Annotated in this window: 14 protein-coding genes; 9 read left to right on the forward strand and 5 right to left on the reverse strand. The window is 69.5% G+C overall.

Annotated features, from left to right (window positions below):
* Positions 1-168: 168 nt before the first annotated feature.
* From ACFVM3_RS23190 to ACFVM3_RS23215, 6 genes are read left to right on the forward strand one after another with little or no spacing between them, the layout of a single operon-like run.
* On the forward strand, positions 169-2,238 hold the full coding sequence (locus ACFVM3_RS23190; RefSeq protein ID WP_378441640.1) for a molybdopterin oxidoreductase family protein: 2,070 nt from the start codon (positions 169-171) through the stop codon (positions 2,236-2,238).
* Positions 2,235-3,662 (forward strand): FAD-dependent oxidoreductase, encoded by a 1,428-nt coding sequence (locus tag ACFVM3_RS23195; protein ID WP_378441642.1) that lies wholly within the window; start codon positions 2,235-2,237, stop codon positions 3,660-3,662. The genes ACFVM3_RS23190 and ACFVM3_RS23195 overlap by 4 nt, the downstream gene beginning before the upstream one ends.
* A gap of 29 nt (positions 3,663-3,691) precedes the next feature.
* Positions 3,692-5,050: a nitrate/nitrite transporter gene (locus ACFVM3_RS23200; RefSeq protein WP_378441644.1), complete on the forward strand. Its 1,359-nt coding sequence runs from the start codon at positions 3,692-3,694 to the stop codon at positions 5,048-5,050.
* Positions 5,050-7,554: a nitrite reductase large subunit NirB gene (gene nirB / locus ACFVM3_RS23205; RefSeq protein ID WP_378441646.1), complete on the forward strand. Its 2,505-nt coding sequence runs from the start codon at positions 5,050-5,052 to the stop codon at positions 7,552-7,554. Before ACFVM3_RS23200 ends, nirB begins: the two co-directional genes overlap by 1 nt.
* Positions 7,551-7,898, forward strand: a complete 348-nt coding sequence (gene nirD, locus ACFVM3_RS23210) for a nitrite reductase small subunit NirD (RefSeq protein ID WP_378441647.1) — start codon at positions 7,551-7,553, stop codon at positions 7,896-7,898. Before nirB ends, nirD begins: the two co-directional genes overlap by 4 nt.
* A complete protein-coding gene (locus ACFVM3_RS23215; protein WP_378441649.1) occupies positions 7,895-8,998 on the forward strand; it encodes a uroporphyrinogen-III synthase in 1,104 nt (367 codons plus the stop codon). Before nirD ends, ACFVM3_RS23215 begins: the two co-directional genes overlap by 4 nt.
* Positions 8,999-9,075: 77 nt before the next feature.
* On the opposite strand, the gene ACFVM3_RS23220 is transcribed toward ACFVM3_RS23215, so the two are convergent.
* Genes ACFVM3_RS23220 through ACFVM3_RS23230 form a run of 3 tightly spaced genes read right to left on the reverse strand, consistent with a single transcriptional unit; the run spans position 9,076 to position 11,272 of the window.
* Positions 9,076-9,711, reverse strand: coding sequence for a hypothetical protein (locus ACFVM3_RS23220; RefSeq protein WP_378441651.1), 636 nt, complete (start codon positions 9,709-9,711; stop codon positions 9,076-9,078).
* Between the two features lie 37 nt (positions 9,712-9,748).
* Positions 9,749-10,867 (reverse strand): DNA glycosylase AlkZ-like family protein, encoded by a 1,119-nt coding sequence (locus ACFVM3_RS23225; protein WP_378441652.1) that lies wholly within the window; start codon positions 10,865-10,867, stop codon positions 9,749-9,751.
* A gap of 9 nt (positions 10,868-10,876) precedes the next feature.
* Positions 10,877-11,272: a DUF3224 domain-containing protein gene (locus ACFVM3_RS23230; protein ID WP_378441654.1), complete on the reverse strand. Its 396-nt coding sequence runs from the start codon at positions 11,270-11,272 to the stop codon at positions 10,877-10,879.
* 60 nt (positions 11,273-11,332) lie between these two features.
* Between ACFVM3_RS23230 and ACFVM3_RS23235 the strand changes: the two genes are divergently transcribed.
* Genes ACFVM3_RS23235 through ACFVM3_RS23245 form a run of 3 tightly spaced genes read left to right on the forward strand, consistent with a single transcriptional unit; the run spans position 11,333 to position 14,447 of the window.
* On the forward strand, positions 11,333-12,301 hold the full coding sequence (locus ACFVM3_RS23235) for a helix-turn-helix transcriptional regulator (RefSeq protein WP_378441656.1): 969 nt from the start codon (positions 11,333-11,335) through the stop codon (positions 12,299-12,301).
* Positions 12,294-13,103 carry a uroporphyrinogen-III synthase gene (locus ACFVM3_RS23240; RefSeq protein ID WP_378441658.1) on the forward strand — a complete coding sequence of 270 codons (810 nt, stop codon included), beginning with the start codon at positions 12,294-12,296 and terminating at the stop codon, positions 13,101-13,103. The genes ACFVM3_RS23235 and ACFVM3_RS23240 overlap by 8 nt, the downstream gene beginning before the upstream one ends.
* Positions 13,104-13,157: 54 nt before the next feature.
* Positions 13,158-14,447, forward strand: coding sequence for a sensor histidine kinase (locus ACFVM3_RS23245; RefSeq protein ID WP_378441660.1), 1,290 nt, complete (start codon positions 13,158-13,160; stop codon positions 14,445-14,447).
* A 190-nt stretch (positions 14,448-14,637) separates the two neighbouring features.
* Here ACFVM3_RS23245 and ACFVM3_RS23250 read toward each other — a convergent pair whose 3' ends face one another.
* Positions 14,638-15,468, reverse strand: a complete 831-nt coding sequence (locus ACFVM3_RS23250) for a siderophore-interacting protein (RefSeq protein WP_378441662.1) — start codon at positions 15,466-15,468, stop codon at positions 14,638-14,640.
* Between the two features lie 14 nt (positions 15,469-15,482).
* The gene (locus ACFVM3_RS23255) at positions 15,483-15,806 is read right to left on the reverse strand and encodes an MGMT family protein (protein ID WP_378441664.1); all 324 of its coding nucleotides are present in this window, start codon (positions 15,804-15,806) and stop codon (positions 15,483-15,485) included.
* Positions 15,807-15,834 lie beyond the last annotated feature (28 nt).

Genomic DNA, 15,834 nt, shown 5'->3' on the forward strand with positions numbered 1-15,834 from the left:
GAGCTTTCACCGCGTCGCATGCGGGGAAAGTCCCCTTCAGCCCCTCGCGACCTCACGGTGTGACGTCCATCGGCGGCGGGCAATGTCAAACGCCTGAAACATTCAGGAGTTTTCAGGTAACACGGCCTACCTACCTTCAAGCGCTATCGACGCCTGGAGGAGGTGCCCGTGCCGCTCGCCGCCCCCACCGTGACCGCGGTGGACACGCACTGCCCGTACTGCGCCCTGCAGTGCGGGATGAGCCTCGACGGCGCCAGGGTCGCCCCGCGTGACTTCCCGGTCAACGCCGGCGGCCTCTGCCAGAAGGGCTGGACGTCGGGGGAGCTCCTCACCTCGCCTTCCCGCCTGACGACACCACTGATCAGGGTCGACGGAGAACTCCGGCCCGCGACCTGGCCGCAGGCCCTCGACCTCGTCGCCGAGCGGCTCACCGAGATCCGCGCGGCCAAGGGGGCCGACTCGGTCGCCGTCTTCGGCGGCGGCGGGCTGACCAACGAGAAGGCGTATCTGCTGGGGAAGTTCGCCCGGGTCGCGCTCGGCACCTCGCAGATCGACTACAACGGCCGGTTCTGCATGTCGTCGGCGGCGGCCGCGGGGATCAAGGCGTTCGGCGCCGACCGCGGGATGCCGTTCCCGGTCACGGATCTCGCCGACGCGGACGCGGTCCTGCTCATCGGCGCGAACCCGGCCGAGACGATGCCGCCGTTCATCCAGCACCTGCGTGGCGCGGACCTCATCGTCGTCGACCCGCGCCGCACCCCGACCGCCGAGCTGGCCGGACTGCACCTGCAGCCCGCGCCGGGAACCGATCTCGCGCTGGCGCAAGGCATCCTGCACGCCGTCGTCGCCGACGGCCTGCTCGACAAGTCCTATGTGGTCTCGCGGACGAACGGCTTCGAGGAGCTGTGGCGTTCGGTCGCGGCCTGGTGGCCGGAGCGCGTCGAGCAGATCACCGGCGTGTCCGCCGCGGACCAGCGTCGCGTCGCCGCCAAGCTCGCCGCGGCTCGCAACGCCTACGTCCTCACCGCGCGCGGCACCGAACAGCACGCCAACGGCACCGCGATGGTCAACGCCTGGATCAACCTCTCGCTCGCCCTCGGCCTGCCGGGACGCAAGGGGTCCGGCTTCGGTTGCCTGACCGGGCAGGGCAACGGACAGGGCGGGCGTGAGCACGGGCAGAAGGCCGACCAGCTTCCCGGCTACCGCAAGATCGACGACCCCGCGGCCCGCGAGTACGTCGCCGGGGTGTGGGGTGTGCCGCCGGAATCCCTGCCGGGGCCGGGTCGTTCGGCCGTCGAGCTGCTGGAGGCGCTGGGCACCGAAGACGGGCCGAGCGCGCTGATGGTGTTCGGCAGCAACCTCGTCGTCTCCGCGCCCGGTGCCGGGAACATCCAGGACAAGGTGTCTTCTTTGGACTTCCTTGTGGTCTCGGACCTCGTCCTTTCGGAGACGGCGGCGATGGCCGACGTCGTCCTGCCGGTCACGCAGTGGGCCGAGGAGGACGGCACGATGACCAATCTCGAAGGCCGGATCCTCCTGCGCCGCAAGGCGATCGACCCGCCCTCCGGCGCGAAGACCGATCTCTACGTGCTTTCCGAACTCGCCCGCCGGTTCGGCCAGCCCGACGGCCGGTTCCCGACCGACGCCGAGACCGTCTTCACCGAACTCCGCCAGGCGTCCAAGGGCGGTGTCGCCGACTACTCGGGCATCACCTACGACCGGCTCCGCGACGGCGAGGCCCTCTACTGGCCCGTCCCGGCGGAATCGCATCCCGGCACGCCGCGGATGTTCCTCGACCGCTTCGCCCACCAGGACGGCCGCGCGTGGTTCGTCCCGGTCGACCACGTCGGCCCGGCCGAGCTGCCCGACGCCGAATTCCCCTTGCAGGCCACCACCGGGCGGGTCCTGCAGCACTACCAGTCCGGGGCGCAGACCCGGCTGGTCAAAGAACTCAACGACGTCGTGGCGGAGGCCTTCGTGGAAGTTCATCCCGACACCGCCGCGAGGGCGGGGCTGGCCGAGGGCGACCTCGCCGTCGTGCGTTCCCGGCGCGGCGAGACCGTCGCGCGGGTCCGTTGCGTGGCGTCGCTGCGCCCCGACCTCGTGTTCCTGCCGTTCCACTTCCCTGGCGAGGGCAGGGCGAACCTGCTGACCAACCCGGTGCTCGACCCGACGAGCCGGATGCCCGAGTTCAAGGTGTGCGCGGTCGCGCTCGCCCCGGCCGAGGCGGTCGCGTGAGCCCCCGGTCGGTGGTCATCGCCGGATACGGGATGGCGGGAGCGCGGCTCGCGGACGAGATCCAGCGCCGCGATCCCGATGGCGAGCGCGTGCGGCTCACCGTCGTCGGCGCGGAGGAGCACGCCGCCTACAACCGGGTGCTGCTCTCGTCGGTGGTCGCCGGCACCATGCGGCCCGAGGCCGTCCGGCTGCACGACGACGAATGGTCGTCCCGTACCCGCGCCGATCTGCGCCGGGGTGTCTCCGCGACGTCGATCGATCGCACGGAGAGGCGGATCCACCTCGACGACGGGTCCACTGTGGACTATGACGCGCTCGTGCTCGCCACCGGTGCCAACCCGTGGATGCCGCCGGTCGAAGGGCTCGAACCCGGTCCGGACGTCGTCGCGTTCCGCACCCTCGACGACTGCGCCCGCATCCTCGACGCCGCCAAACTGGGCGCGCCGGTGGCCGTTCTCGGTGGCGGGCTGCTCGGCCTGGAAGCCGCGCGCGGGCTCGCCGGACGCGGGAATCTCGTCACCGTCGTGCATCCGATGCCGCACATCATGGAACGTCAGCTCGACGCGGAATCCGCGCGGGTGCTGACCAGGAAACTCGAAGAACTCGGCGTCGCCTTCCGGCTCGGCGTCGGGGCCGCGCGCTACGTCAGCGGCGACGGGCTCAAACTCGACGACGGCACGCACGTGCCCGCCGATCTCATCGTCGTCTCCACCGGAGTCCGGCCCGAGACGAAACTGGCCGTGGACGCCGGGCTGACCGTCGAGGGCGGCATCGTCGTCGACGATCTGCTGCGCACCAGCGACGGCCGGATCCACGCGATCGGCGACTGCGCGAAACATCCGGGCGCGTTCGGCGGTCTCGTGCAACCCGCGTGGGAACAGGCCGCCGTCGTCGCGGATCTGGTCACCGGCACGAAATCCGCGTCACGCTATCGCGGCACCCAGGCGGTGACGCGGCTCAAGGCCCGCGGCATCGACCTCACCGCGCTCGGCGAGACGATGACCGGCGCGGACGACCCGACCGCCGAAGTGCTCACCTTCAGCGACCCGGCGGGCTGTCGCTACGGCAAGCTCGTCATCCGGGAAAACCGGGTGGCAGGCGCGATCCTGCTCGGCCTGCCCGACGCGGCCGCGACGATCACGCAACTCTACGACCGGGGCACGCCGGTGCCGGATGACCGGCTCGCTGTCCTTTTAGGACGCTCTCTGCCGCCAGGGGCGCCGTCGGCGGCGAGCCCGGCCGACCTGCCCGCGTCGGCGGTCATCTGCCGCTGCAACGCGGTGACCAAGGGACGGCTCGTCGAAGCGTGGCGCGGCGGTGCCACCGACGTCCCCGCCCTCGCCGCGGCGACCCGCGCGACGACCGGCTGCGGCGGCTGCAAGGACGCCGTCGGCGGGGTCGCGAAATGGCTGGCCGCCCAGTGAACCCGAACGCATCCACCAAGGAGGACCTCATGCACGCTCGTGGAAAGCGCTGGATCGAGCACTGGGATCCGGAGAACGAGCGGTTCTGGGAGGAGACCGGGAAGAAGATCGCCCGGCGGAACCTCTGGTTCTCGATCCTGGCCGAGCACATCGGTTTCTCCGTCTGGACACTGTGGTCGGTCATGGTCCTGTTCATGGGGCCGCAGTACGGTTTCTCGGCCGCGGACAAGTTCCTGCTGGTCTCGACGCCGACGTTGATCGGCGCGCTGATGCGGCCGCTGTACACCTTCGCGGTGGCGCGGTTCGGCGGCCGGAACTGGACGATCGTCAGCGCGTTGCTGCTGCTGGCGCCGACGATTCTCGCGGCGATCGCGATGGAACCGGGCACCTCGCTCGGCACGTTCCTGCTGATCGCCGCGCTCGGCGGCGTCGGCGGCGGGAACTTCGCGTCGTCGATGACCAACATCAACGCGTTCTATCCCGAGAAGCACAAAGGCTGGGCACTCGGCCTCAACGCGGGCGGCGGGAACCTCGGTGTGGCGGCGATCCAGCTGATCGGCCTGCTGGTCATCGGCACCGTCGGCGCGACCGCGCCCCGCGTGGTCTTGGCGATCTACATCCCGCTCATCGTGGTCGCGGCGGTCTGCGCGTACTTCTACATGGACAACCTCGCCTCGATGAAGGGCGACACCAAGGCGATGCGCGAGGTCGTCAAGGATCCGCACACCTGGGTGATGTCGTTCCTCTACGTCGGCACGTTCGGTTCGTTCATCGGGTACAGCTTCGCCTTCGGCCTGGTGCTGCAGAACCAGTTCGGCCGCACTCCGTTGCAGGCGGCCGCGGTGACCTTCCTCGGCCCGCTGCTCGGCTCGTTCTCGCGTCCGACCGGCGGCTGGCTGGCCGACCGGATCGGCGGCGGAAAGATCACCTTCGTGACGTTCGTCGGCATGGCCGCGGCGACCGTGGTGCTGATCTTGGCGTCGACGTCGAACTCGCTGGCGTTGTTCACCGTCGCGTTCATCGTGCTGTTCGTGCTCACCGGTATCGGCAACGGCTCGACGTACAAGATGATCCCGGCGATCTTCCGCGCCAAGGCGAAGGTCGCGATCAGCGAGGGCGCGGACGAGACGCTGGAGATGCTCAAGGCACGCAAGCTCTCCGGCGCGCTGATCGGGCTGGCCGGAGCGATCGGCGCACTGGGCGGGCTCTTCATCAACCTGGCCTTCCGCCAGTCGTTCGCGGACACGAAGAGCGGGGTGCCGGCGTTCATCGCCTTCCTCGTCTTCTACGGCCTGTGCTTCGCCGTCACGTGGGCGGTGTACCTGCGCAAACAGCAGTCGGAAGTGGCGAGCACCCGAGGCCTGGCGCTCGCCGGGGCGGAGGTCTGATGCGGAAACTCGTCGTCGCGGGACATGGCATGGTCGCGCACCGGCTCGTGGAAGCGGTGCGCGCGGAGGACAAGACCGGCGAGTGGCAGATCGTGGTCCTCGCCGAGGAGGCGCGGCCCGCTTACGATCGCGTCGCCCTGACGTCCTATGTGGACACCTGGGATCCCGCTTCACTCGCTTTGGAAGGCGCGGACTACGCGGACGACCCGATGATCGAACTACGGCTCGGTGACGCGGTGGTTTCGGTGGACCGCGAGCGCAAGACCGTCGTCACCGAAGCCGGATACGAGCAGCCGTACGACGCGCTCGTCCTCGCGACCGGTTCGCGGCCGTTCGTCCCGCCGGTGCCCGGCCACGATCTTCCCGGCTGCTTCGTCTACCGGACAATCGAGGACCTCGACGCCATCCGGGAAGCCGCTCAGCGGCCCGGGCGCGGACGGCGTTCGGCGGTCGTCATCGGCGGCGGGTTGCTCGGTCTCGAAGCCGCGAAGGCGTTGCGGGACATGGGTCTTTCGCCGCATGTGGTCGAGATGGCGCCCCGCCTGATGCCGCTACAGGTCGACGAAGGCGGTGGTGGCCTGCTGCGACGGCTGATCACCGATCTCGACGTGACCGTCCACACGGGAACGTCGACCGACGCCATCGAGCCGGACGGCGAACGCTACATCGCGAAGCTCGGCAATGGCACGGAACTCGATGTCGACCTGGTGGTGTTCTCCGCCGGAATCCGGCCGCGTGACGATCTGGCGCGTTCGTCCGGCCTGGAAGTCGGCGCGCGGGGCGGGATCCTGGTCGACGACACCTGCCGGACGTCCGATCCGGCGGTGTACGCGATCGGTGAATGCGCGGCCGTGGACGGCAAGGTTTACGGCATCGTGGCGCCCGGGTACGCGATGGCGGAGATCGTCGCGGCGCGGCTGACCGGCGGCGAGGGCACGTTCCCCGAGCCGGACATGTCGACGAAGCTCAAGCTCATGGGCGTCGACGTCGCCAGCTTCGGCGACGCGCACGCGGCGACCGAGGGCGCGCTGGAGGTCGCGTTCAACGACGCCGTCGCCGGGACGTACAAAAAGCTCGTCGTGTCGGACGACTCGAAGACGTTGCTCGGCGGGGTGCTGGTGGGCGACGCGAGCGAGTTCAACACGCTGCGCGCGATGGTCGGCAGGCCGCTGCCCGCCGAACCCGGCGCGATCCTCGCCCCGGCCGGAGGTGGGACGGCGGTCGGTGTCGACGCGCTGCCCGACGCCGCGCAGATCTGTTCGTGCAACGCGGTTTCCAAGGGTGCGATCACCCACGCGATCACCGAAGAGGGTTGCGATTCGGTCGCCAAGATCAAGGGCTGCACGCGGGCGGGCACGGCGTGCGGATCGTGTGTCCCGCTGCTGGGCAAGCTGCTGACGGCTTGCGGCGTCGAGCAGTCGAAGGCGTTGTGCGAGCACTTCCCGCAGTCGCGCGCGGAGCTGTTCCAGATCCTCCAGGCCACGCGGATCACCACGTTCAGCGAGATGATCGACCGCTACGGCACCGGGACCGGTTGCGCGATCTGCAAACCGGCGATCGCGTCCATCCTGGCCACGCTGGGCAACGGGCATATCCTCGCCGGCGAGCAGGCGACGTTGCAGGACACCAACGACAAGTTCCTCGCGAACCTGCAGCGCAACGGGACCTACTCGGTGGTCCCGCGCATCCCCGGCGGCGAGATCACGCCGGAGAAGCTCATGGTGATCGCGCAGGTGGCGATGGATTTCGGGCTGTACACCAAGATCACCGGCGGACAGCGGATCGACCTGTTCGGCGCCACCGTCGACCAGCTCCCGTTGATCTGGCGGCGGCTCGTCGACGCCGGCTTCGAATCGGGGCACGCGTACGGGAAGTCGTTGCGCACGGTGAAGTCGTGCGTCGGTTCGACGTGGTGCCGCTACGGCGTCCAGGACAGTGTCGGGCTCGCGATCGAGCTGGAGCTGCGCTACCGCGGGCTGCGCTCGCCGCACAAGCTGAAGTCCGCCGTTTCGGGCTGCGCACGGGAATGCGCCGAGGCGCGGAGCAAGGACTTCGGCATCATCGCCACCGACAAGGGCTGGAACCTCTACGTCGGCGGGAACGGCGGCGCGACCCCTCGACACGCCGATCTGTTGGTGTCCGAAGTGGACACGGAGACCTTGATCCGCACGATCGACCGGTTCCTGATGTTCTACGTCCGCACGGCCGACCGCCTGCAGCGCACCGCGCCGTGGGTCGAGGAGATGGAGGGCGGTCTCGATCACCTTCGCGCGGTGATCGTCGACGACAAGCTCGGCATCTGCGAGGACCTCGACGCGGCGATGGCCAAACACGTCGGCGACTACGCCGACGAATGGCGTGGCGTGCTGGAGGACCCAGAGAAGCTGGCGAAGTTCAGCTCGTTCGTCAACGCGCCGGGTACGCCGGATCCGACGATCTCGTTCCGCACCGAACGCGACCAGAAGGTGCCCGTGCTGCTGGGCATCCCGGAGGTGAAACAGTGACGACCTCGATCCAGCGCACCTGGACCGCCGTCTGCGCGGCCGGCGCCGTCCCCGAATGGTCCGGTGTCGCCGCCCTGCTCGACGGCGGCGTGCAGGTGGCGATCTTCCGGCTGCCCGGCGAGCGGTGGTACGCACTGTCCAATATGGACCCGATCAGTGGCGCGGCGGTGCTTTCGCGGGGGATCGTCGGCGACGCGGGCGGCGTTCCGGTAGTGGCGTCGCCGGTGTACAAGGAACGGTTCGATCTGCGGACCGGTGCCTGTCTCGACGCCGAAGGTGTCTCGGTCGCGGCCTACCGGGTGCGGGTCGCCGATGGTGTCGTGGAGGTGGAATTCTCACCGTGACAGAAGTCCTTCCCCTGGCGGGATTCGTCATCGGGATCACGGCGGCGCGGCGGGCTGACGAGCTCGGCGCGCTGTTCGTGCGTAAAGGTGCGACCGTGCGCTACGGCCCGGCCATCCGGATCGTGCCGCTCGCCGACGACACCGAACTGCGGGCGGCCACTCAGCGCCTGCTGGAGGACCGGGTCGACGCCGTCGTCGCGACGACCGGGATCGGCTTCCGGGGCTGGGTCGAGGCGGCCGAAGGCTGGGGGCTGGGGGAGGAGCTGCTCGATCGGCTCGGGAAGTCGTCGCTGCTGGCTCGTGGTCCGAAGGCGAAGGGCGCGATCCGTGCGGCCGGGCTTTCGGAAGACTACTCGCCCGCTTCGGAGAGCAACGCCGAAGTCCTGCGGCATCTGCTCGATTCCGGTGTGGACGGTCAGCGGATCGCGGTGCAACTGCACGGCGAGCCGCTTCCGTACTTTGTGGACAGTCTGCGCGCCGCGGGTGCCGAGGTGATCGAGGTGCCGGTGTACCGGTGGGTCGGGCCCGCCGATCCCGGCCCGCTGGACCGGCTGCTCGACGGTGTTCTCGACGGTTCGGTGGACGCGTTGCCGTTCACCAGCGCGCCCGCGGTGGCGTCGATGCTGGCGGTCGCGAAACGGACCGGGCGATTGCCGGGAATCGTGCGGGCGCTGGAGAAACGGGTCGTGGCGGCCTGTGTCGGGCCGATCACCGCGGCGCCGCTGGCCGCGCTCGGGATCCCGACAGTCCAGCCGGCGCGGTCGCGGATCGGGGCGCTCGCGCGGACAGTGTCCGACGCGCTCGAAGCCCGTTCGCCGCGGCTGATCGCGGGCGGCCGCAGTATCGAACTGCGGGGTCAGGCGGCGCTGGTCGACGGGCAGTGGTGTGACATCGCGCCCGCGCCGATGGCCATGCTGCGGGCGCTGGCGGAGTCGCCGGGGCGGGTGTTCTCGCGGCGGGAGCTGGTCGCCGCGCTGCCCGACGGCGGTGAGGAACACGCCGTCGAGACCGCCATCGGGCGCCTGCGGAGCTCTTTGGGGTCGCCGAAACTCGTCCAGACGGTCGTGAAACGCGGTTACCGCCTGGCCGTCGACCCGTGACCCCCGCGTTTCGTCCTCTGAATGCGGTCCTTGCGTGTGCGACTACCGCATTCAGAGGACGAAATGCGGGACGTCGTTCATAGAATAGGGAGCGCGCGAACGTAGGCGGGCGCCGCGGCACGAATGGTGTTTTCGGGGACCGACCCGGCCAGCGCCTCGATGGCGAGCCTGACTCCGGCAGTGTCCGCACCGCCGAACTGCTCGCGTAGATAGGCAAGTCCTGTGGCGGTCACGTCCCCCACTCGCGAGTCGGCGAGAAGTGCTCGAAAAGTGTCGCTGACGTCCCGCGCGCGAGTGCCCATCATGAGCCGATAGACGTCGCCGGCATCCTTGTTGGTCAAACGATCAGGGCGGACATCGCTGTCGTTCAGTCGGTCGTGGATCTTGTGAGCTTTCGCGACCAGGAGCGCTCCGGCTCCCGCGACGTGTACGCGGACCTGACGATCGTCGCCGGACTCCAGCGCGGTGATGGTCATGGGCACGCGGTCGACCACTGCGGGCTCGAGGCCCGGCACACGCCGGGCGGCCATCTTGTCGTGCGGCTGAATCTTGACACTTCTGCTGCCACCATCGGCAAGACTTTGGCCGACAAGTAGTTGCCCGAAATCGGAACTTGCCCCGGTGGGCCAAGTTTGCGTCATGGGCAAGTTTGCGGGATTTTCTAGGTTGTCTGTCGTGGGCAAACTGCCTTCCGAGGCAACTTTGCTGCGCATCGGGGTACAGATGTGGGCGTTGCGACTGGGGCGTGGGTCACGACCAGGCGACGCGGTGGTCGGGGAACTCACGGGCGGCGACGACCCGGGCCGCCTCCGCTTCGGCGGCCTTCCGCACGGCCGGGCGGAGGGCGTCGAACGGGGTGACGGTGAAGTCGAGCCGCTTCTTCCCGCTCGCCTTGGCCCGCCACACGCCGGCGATTTCGCCGTCGGCCAGCAACGCGCCGGGACTGCCGAGGATCTTCCAGACCTCCTTCTGCCGGGCCTTGTCCGGCACCAGTACGGCGCGGTCGCGCGCCTGGACGAACGGGTCCAGCGGCGGAAGCAGACGAACCACGTCGGGCTCGGGTGGATTCTCGAGCAGCGAGACCCGGTCTTGCGGCAGGTAGGCCTTCTTGCCGCCGACCCGGACCTCGGCCAGGCCGTCCGGCCACATCGCGTCGACGCCGGTGCGAGTCGTTCCGACGTAGGCGGCGGCGTCGCCAGGGGAGGCCGGACCGTTGATCCGCAGGTAGCCCTCGACCACGCGTTTGGCCGCCTCGACGTCCGGCGACGTCTTGAGGCGGCCGCGCCCTTCCAACGGCGCCAACGTCGCCGGCGTCGCGCCCGCCTCCAGCCGGACCCCGGCGTGGATCGACGCGACCCGCATCAACTGCTCGTAGATGTGCACGACACCGCAGCCGCGGCAGGCGTACGACAGACCTTCGGGGATCAGTTTCGTGACCGCGCCGCTCACCGTGCCCTTGGTCTGGGTACCGGTGACGACCTTCCGGATCGCCTTCGCCGCGGTGAACAGCGCGTCCGTCGCGGACAGGCCCGCGTCCTCGACCTGCTTGCGCTGCCAGAGGATCCGGGCCATCGCGTCCTTCTCGTCGAGCGGCACGAGCGCGGCCCGGATCGCGTCCAGTTCCGCGCGGCGGTGGAAATGCGGCGCGCCGCGATGGGTCCACGCGAGCACGAACCGTGCGTCGTCCCAGACCGCGGGCGTGATTTCGCCGTCGATCCGGGCCGCGAGGCCGAGCAGGGCGGTGTCCCGCACGGAATCCTGCAGCCCGAGGTCGAACACGGCCGCCGCGGCCGGATCCGTCTCGTCACGGTGCAGTCCGTGTGCCGCGATCCGGTACGCAAGCACCTGCTCGCGATCGACCTCGAGCACTGGTCCTCCTTACAGCGAAAAAGCGAACGTGTACGACATCGTCGGCTCACCGAGCGCGCCGGTCGTGGTGCCGGTGCCGGTGATCCCGGCGAGTTCACCCGTTCCGGAGCCTTCGACGACCGCGAACTTCGACGAGATGCCCTTCGCGTCGAACCCGGTGTCGTGCTTGATCACGAAGCTTCCCTTGCGCCCGTCCACGCTGCCCTCGATGCGTTCGAGACCGGGCGACGTGGTCCCGCCGCCGTCGAAGCCTTCACCCGCGTAGTACAGCAGGTAGTCGATGACCGCTTCGCCTTCGATCAGCCCGCTGTAGGCGAAGGTGGCGTGCGCGTGGGCCACGCGCGGCCCGCCCTCCGTGCCGCTGACGAGGGTTTCTTCCCAGTTCTTCATGACGAACGTGTTCATGGGTTCACCCTGTCAGCCAAACCTGTCAGGTTGTGTCAGGTTTTCGGGGATACTGGATCCATGCGCGCGAGCAGACTCCTGTCGGTCCTCCTCCTGCTGCAGAACCGCGGCCGGATGACGGCCGACGAGCTGGCCGCCGAACTGGAGGTGTCGGTCCGCACGATCTACCGCGACGTCGAGGCGCTGTCCGCGGCCGGCGTGCCGGTGTACGCCGATCGCGGGCGCACGGGCGGGTATCAGCTGGTCGACGGCTATCGCACGCGGCTGACCGGGCTGACCGAGGAGGAGGCGCAATCGCTTTCGCTGGCGGGCCTGCCGGGCGCGGCCGGTGAACTCGGGCTGGGCACGGTGCTCGCCGCCGCGCAGCTCAAACTGCACGCGGCCATGCCCGCGGAACTGCGTGCGGGGGCGAGCAGGATCTCCGAACGGTTCTATCTGGACGTGCCGGGCTGGCATCGCGGGATCGAAAGCCTGCCGCGACTGTCCGAACTGGCCGACGCGGTCTGGCACGCGCGGCGCGTCAAGGTCAGGTACGAACGCTGGGGGCAGCGGAAGGTCGAGCGGGTCCTCGACCCGCTGGGCCTGATCCTCAAGGCCGGGAACTGGTATCTCGCGGCGCGGTGCGAAGGGAGCGACCGGACCTATCGGGTCTCCCGGATCGAAGACCTCGAAGACCTCGGTGAGACCTTCGAGCGGCCGTCGGACTTCGACCTCGCGCGCTACTGGCAGGAATGGTCGGAGCAGTTCGAAAAGCGGATGTACTCCCGAGTGGCGGTGGTCCGGCTGAACGAGTTCGCCCGCATACTGGTGCCGTTCTATCTCGGGGCCGTCGGCGCACGGGCGTTGCGGGAAGCGGACGCCGAACCGGACGAAAACGGCTGGCTCACCATGGAACTGCCCGTGGAACCGGGAGAACCGGCCGTCGGCGAACTACTGCGGTTCGGCGGGAACCTCGAAGTGCTCGAACCGCCGGAGCTGCGCGAGCGGCTGGCGGAGGAGATCGGGAAGATGGGCGCGGTTTATGGCTGACCTGGACGGCATCACGATCGGGATCACCGCCGAGCGGCGGGCCGACGACTTCATCGGCGCGCTGACGCGGCACGGCGCGACCGTCCTGCACGCGCCCACCATCCGGATCGTCCCCCTGCCCGACGACACCGAACTGCGGGCGGCGACGGACGCCGTGCTGGCCGGACCGGTCGAGTTCACCGCGGTCACCACCGGTGCCGGGTTCCGCGGCTGGCTTTCGGCCGCCGAAGGCTGGGGGCTGCGCGAACCGTTGCTGGAGCGGCTGGCGGCGTCACGGATTTTCGTGCGAGGACCGAAAGCGGCGGGCGCGGTGCGGGGCGAAGGGCTGCGTGAGGAATTCTCCGCGCCCGAGGAGAGCAACGCGGAACTGTTCGAAGGCTTGCGCGACGCCGGGGTGCGCGGAGCACGGGTGGCCGTCCAGTTGCACGGAACCCTGCTGCCCGAACTCACCGGTTCGCTGCGGGACGCGGGCGCGGACGTCGTCCAGGCACAGCCGTATCGCTGGCTTTCGCCCGCCGACGTCGCCCCCGTGCACGAACTCGTCGAAAGCGTGATTTCCGGACGCGTGCACGCGTTGGCCTTCACCTCCGCGCCGGCGGCCGCGAACCTGCTGACGCTGGCGGGGTCGCGTCGCGAGGAACTCCTCTCCGCACTGCGAGGTCCGGTGTTGTGCGCGTGCGTCGGACCGGTGACCGCGGCGCCGCTGGAAGCCGCCGGGGTACCGACCGTGCAGCCCGAACGTCAGCGGCTCGGCGCGTTGGTCAAACTTCTGGTCGCCGAGCTGCGCATTCGGCCGTCTTGACGCGGGAAGTCCGCTTTGCCAGGCTCGACACATCGGACGCGGGGAGGGCGGCGGATGTCCGAGTCTCAATCGGTCACCTTCGTGCGCGCGATGTTGCGAAAGGGCTCTTCGGTACTGGGCGCGAGCCCTGCCGACGAAGCACCTGATCCCGATTCCGTTCCTGATTGGCGCTATCGGGAGGATTCCGCGGACACGCTGCTGATGCGCGCGATCCGCTACTCCGCGCTGGGCCCGATCTTCTACCGCGTGGCCGCGTTTCCGAAGGTGTACATCGGTTTTCTGGTCTCGAACGGGTCGGCGGGGATCGTCCCGGTACTGAGCGCGACGATCGTCGGGGTGCTGCTCAACGTCCTCGCGGTGTGGTGGGTGGTGCGGGGCCGCGGGATCCGGGCGAAGACGTCCGGGCGGCTGATGTACGCGGATCTCGCCGTGGGTGTGGTGCTCACGACGAGCGTGGCCGCCGCGGCGCCCGCCGAGATCCAGCCGTTCGCCGTCGACGTCGCGTGGACGTGGCTGGTCGGGACGGTGGCGTTGTGGACGCTGTCGTTCGGACTGCCCGCGGCGCTCGGGCTGGTGATCGCGGCCGTGCCGTTCAGGGCGTTCCTGACCTGGATCGGCGGACTGCCGATCGACCATCCGCTCGCGATGAGCCGGTCGGTGGGGTGCATGGTCGCGCTCGTCGTGGCGATGGTGACCACGGCGGGGATCCTGATCCTGCTCGGCGTCGGAACGCGGTTCGCGCTGGGGATCGGGATGCGCCGGGGGCAGCGCGCCGAACGCCTGCGGACCCAGCGGGTCATGCACGACAGCGTTTTGCAGACGCTGGAGGCGATGGGGCTGGAGGCGCCGGACGACGATTCCGCGGCCGCGGAACGGCTCGCGGAAATGCGCGCGACCGCCCGGGCGCAAGCCGCCGAACTGCGCCGCGAACTGACCGGCCCGGACGCGCCGTCGGCTCGCGGCCTCGCGGCGGACCTCGCCGAGGTCGCCACCGAAATGGCGCGCGACGGCCTCCGCACCCAGCTCGTCGCCGCCGAAACCGAACAGGACTACCGCCTCTCGCACGCGCGCCGGACCGCCATCCGCGACGCCGTCCGCGAAGCGCTCCGAAACACCGTGAAGCACGCCGGGACGAACCATGTCGTGCTTCGCGTCGAGGAGTGCGAAGGCGGCGTCGCGGTCATCGCGCGGGATCAGGGGACCGGCTTCAGCATGCTGGACCGGCCGCCGGGCTTCGGGATCAGCCAGTCGATCATGGCGCGGCTGGCGGAGGTCGGCGGGCGGGGGACGATCGATTCGCATCCGGGGCGGGGGACGCGGGTGACGCTTTGGGTGCCGCACTGAGGGTTCGCAGGTCGGCGCGGTGACTGTGTGGATTTCGGGACATCTGACGTCCCAAAATCCACACGGTCAGTAGGCCTCGCTACGCGGAGTGGTGGGTGTGGGGAAAGAGGGACACTCAACGTCCCTCTTTCCACACACCCCACCCGCGGTAGCAAAGGTCCCTTGCTCTCTTTCCGCAGGTCAGAAGGTCTCAGTCCTCGTCGGCCGAAGGAACCTCTCCCGCCTCCGCCTGCCTCATCGCTTCGCGGCCGGCGGCCTCTTCGCTCACCCCTTGCCGCCAGTACCCCGTGAAGCAGATCGCCCGCTTGTCGACCCCGCGCTCCCGTACGAGGTGCCGCCGCACCAGCTTCACCATGTTCGCTTCGCCGGAGATCCACGCGTAGGGCGTCCCGCCCGGCAGCTCCGCCTTTCGCACGGCTTCGAGCACCGCGTCACCGATGGGGCCGGAGCCCCGAACCACCCAGTGCAGCTCCACGGCCCCCTGTGTTTCGAAGACCTGCCGGTCTTCGCGATCACTGATCTCGACGTAGACCACCGCTCGCGTTCCGGCGGGCAGCGCTTCGACGATCGCGCCGATCGCCGGGATCGCGGTCTCGTCGCCGACCAGCAGCTGCCAGGTGGTGTCCGAGGGTACGTCGTAGAGCCCGTGCGGCCCCAGGAAAGCGACCCGGTCGCCCTCCGAAGCGCGCGAAGCCCACGCGGAAGCTGGGCCTTCGTCGCCGTGCAGCACGAAGTCGATGTCGATCTCCTGCGCCGACGGTCGCAGCGCGCGCACGGTGTACGTGCGCATCGGCGGCCGGACGTCGTCGGGCATCGCGAGGTAGGTCCGGTACCAGGACAGCACTTCGTCGCCGCTCAGCGGAGCGGGCAGCACGGGCTCCGCCTGGCCGGGCTGCGGGAAGAACACCTTCAGGTACTGGTCGGGCGCCTGGTCCACCAGCGACGCCCCCGAGAAGGTCACCCTGCTCATATGCGGGGTGAGCCGCCGGACACCGGTCACCTTCGCCTCGATGTAGCTCATTAGGGGAGGCTAACCTAAAAGAGAGCGCCGGGACCAGCGTCGTCGTCGGGATCACGTCGCCACCGGTATTTCCGCAGGTCGACACGCTGGCCGTCGGGGATGACGCCTTCCGCGCGCAGCCGTTGCAGCTGTTCGTCGAGCAGATGCGGAGCCGGTGTCCCGTCGGCCCGCAGAATACGGTGCCAAGGCAGGTCCTGGCCGTCCTCACCGAGGATCCGGCCGACCAGCCGCGGCGACGGGGCTCCCGAAACCGACGCTATATCCCCATAAGTCGCGACCGAGCCGGCGGGCACACTCGCGATGACCTCGCGCACCCGCTCGTGCAGTTCGTCATCCATGGGACCACTTTGCCGTGCCGCTGCGAGG

The organism is Amycolatopsis sp. NPDC057786 (assembly GCF_042797905.1).
Lineage (GTDB): Bacteria > Actinomycetota > Actinomycetes > Mycobacteriales > Pseudonocardiaceae > Amycolatopsis.